This window comes from Inquilinus limosus MP06, from assembly GCF_000767795.1.
In the GTDB taxonomy this organism is placed as follows: Bacteria; Pseudomonadota; Alphaproteobacteria; order DSM-16000; family Inquilinaceae; genus Inquilinus; species Inquilinus limosus_E.
In genome coordinates this window covers 1-2,125 of sequence record NZ_JANX01000801.1, presented here as the reverse complement: position 1 = coordinate 2,125, position 2,125 = coordinate 1, and the positions used below count along the sequence as shown (strand labels likewise).

3 protein-coding genes are annotated in these 2,125 nt (G+C 67.1%); all 3 read left to right on the top strand.

Annotation, left to right across the window (positions count from 1 at the left end; translation table 11 throughout):
* On the top strand, positions 1-231 hold a 231-nt coding region (locus P409_RS32540; RefSeq protein ID WP_238578825.1), incomplete at its 5' end, for a twin transmembrane helix small protein.
* Between the two features lie 13 nt (positions 232-244).
* Positions 245-808, top strand: a complete 564-nt coding sequence (locus P409_RS32535) for a cob(I)yrinic acid a,c-diamide adenosyltransferase (protein ID WP_034848397.1) — start codon at positions 245-247, stop codon at positions 806-808.
* Positions 809-959: 151 nt separating this feature from the next.
* Entirely contained in the window at positions 960-1,832 is an 873-nt protein-coding gene (locus P409_RS32530) for a 3-hydroxybutyryl-CoA dehydrogenase (RefSeq protein WP_034848395.1), read from the top strand.
* The last annotated feature ends 293 nt before the right edge of the window (positions 1,833-2,125 follow it).

Here is a 2,125-nt window from a genome sequence, read left to right as displayed (position 1 = left end):
CCCTGTGCGGCTCCCCGGGGGCGGCCTATAGTCACTGGCATGAGCACCGTCTTCCTCATCCTCGCCGTGATCTGCATGATCGGGGTGGTCGCCTCGCTGGCCACCGGCGTGTTCGGCATGGCGCAGAGCGGCCCGTTCAACCGGAAATGGGGCAACAAGCTGATGCAGGCGCGCATCGGCTTCCAGGCCCTGGCCATCCTGTTCTTCGTGCTGGCGCTGTGGACATCCTGAGCGGGCGACGCCGATGGTCACGCTGACCCGGATCTACACCCGCGGCGGCGACGCCGGGCAGACCTCGCTGGTGGGCGGCCGGCGGGTGGCCAAGCATGACCTTCGGGTCGAGGCCTACGGCACGGTGGACGAGGCCAACGCCGTGATCGGCCTGGCCCGGCTGCACATGGACGGCGAGGCCGACGCCATGCTCGGCCGGATCCAGAACGACCTGTTCGATCTCGGCGCCGACCTGGCGACGCCGGAGGAGAAGGAGCCGAAATATCCGCCGCTGCGGGTCACTGCGGCGCAGGTGGCGCGGCTGGAGCGCGAGATCGACGCCATGAACGCGTCCCTGGCGCCGCTGAACAGCTTCGTGCTGCCGGGCGGCAGCGCCGCCGCGGCCCATCTGCACCACGCCCGCACGGTGGTGCGGCGGGCGGAGCGGCTGGTCTCGGCGCTGATGGCGGTCGAGGCGGTGAACCCCGAGGCGCTGAAATACGCCAATCGCCTGTCCGACCATCTCTTCGTCCTGGCCCGAAGGATGAACGACGACGGCAAGGACGATGTCCTCTGGGTTCCCGGAGCGCATCGTTGAGCCTGTCTGCTCACAGCTTGGGCAAGATGCTTGCGCGGGCGGCAGTCGCGTTGACAAGCTCTGTCGGACATCACTATCGTTCGACCTCTTTGCTGCACCGCACCAATGCGGGCGGCATGCGGGACAGGGACGTTCGGAGCGGAACCCAGGCATGATCCAGACGATCGGCGTCATCGGCGCAGGGCAGATGGGCAGCGGCATTGCCCAGGTCGGCGCCCAGAGCGGCTTCACCATCCGGCTCATGGACGTCGATGCGAAGGCGTTGGAGCGGGCGCGGGAGTCGATCGAGGGCCATGTCGACCGGCTGATCGGCCGCGGCAAGCTGACGGCCGAGGAGAAGCCGGCGGTGCTGGCCCGGATCCATACGGCGTCGGAGTACCAGGCGTTCAAGGATTGCGACCTCGTGGTCGAGGCCGCGACCGAGAACGAGGCGATCAAGCGCGAGATCTTCAAGCAGCTGGTGCCGCATCTGAACGAGCGGGCGATGGTGGCGACCAACACCAGCTCGATCTCGATTACCCGCCTGGCGGCGACCACCGACCGGCCCGAGCGCTTCATCGGCATGCATTTCATGAATCCCGTGCCGGTGATGAAGCTGGTCGAGATCATCCGCGGCATCGCCACCGACGACGCGACCTATGAGGCGATCCGCGACCTGGCGCTGAAGCTGGGCAAGACCCCGGCGGTGTCGGAGGATTTCCCGGCCTTCATCGTCAACCGCATCCTGCTGCCGATGATCAACGAGGCGGTCTACACCCTGTATGAGGGCGTGGGCTCGGTCGAGGCGATCGACACCTCGATGAAGCTGGGCGCCAACCACCCGATGGGCCCGCTGGAGCTGGCGGATTTCATCGGCCTCGACACCTGCCTGTCGATCATGAACGTCCTGTATGACGGCCTGGCCGACAGCAAGTACCGGCCCTGCCCGCTGCTGGTGAAATACGTCGAGGCCGGCTGGCTCGGCCGCAAGACCAAGCGCGGCTTCTACGACTATTCCAAGGACGTGCCGGTCCCGACCCGCTGAGGCGGTCCGGATCCGCGTCGGCTCATAACGTCTCGGCCTCGACGAAACCTCCTCCCCCGTCGCTTCGCGCCGGGCCTACGAACAGATTGCCTCTCCCGCCTGGCGAGACCCTTTCAGAATTCTGAACACGTCATTGCTTCGCTTCGCTCCTCGCAATGACGGCGAGGGGTGAGGCGTTATGAAAATGTCTCGCCTGGCGGGAGAGGTCGGGCCCGCGCAGCGGGACCGGGTGAGGGCGGGCCCAGGCCTCGACAAAACCCCCTCACCCGGAGGCGCAAGCGCCTCCGACCTCT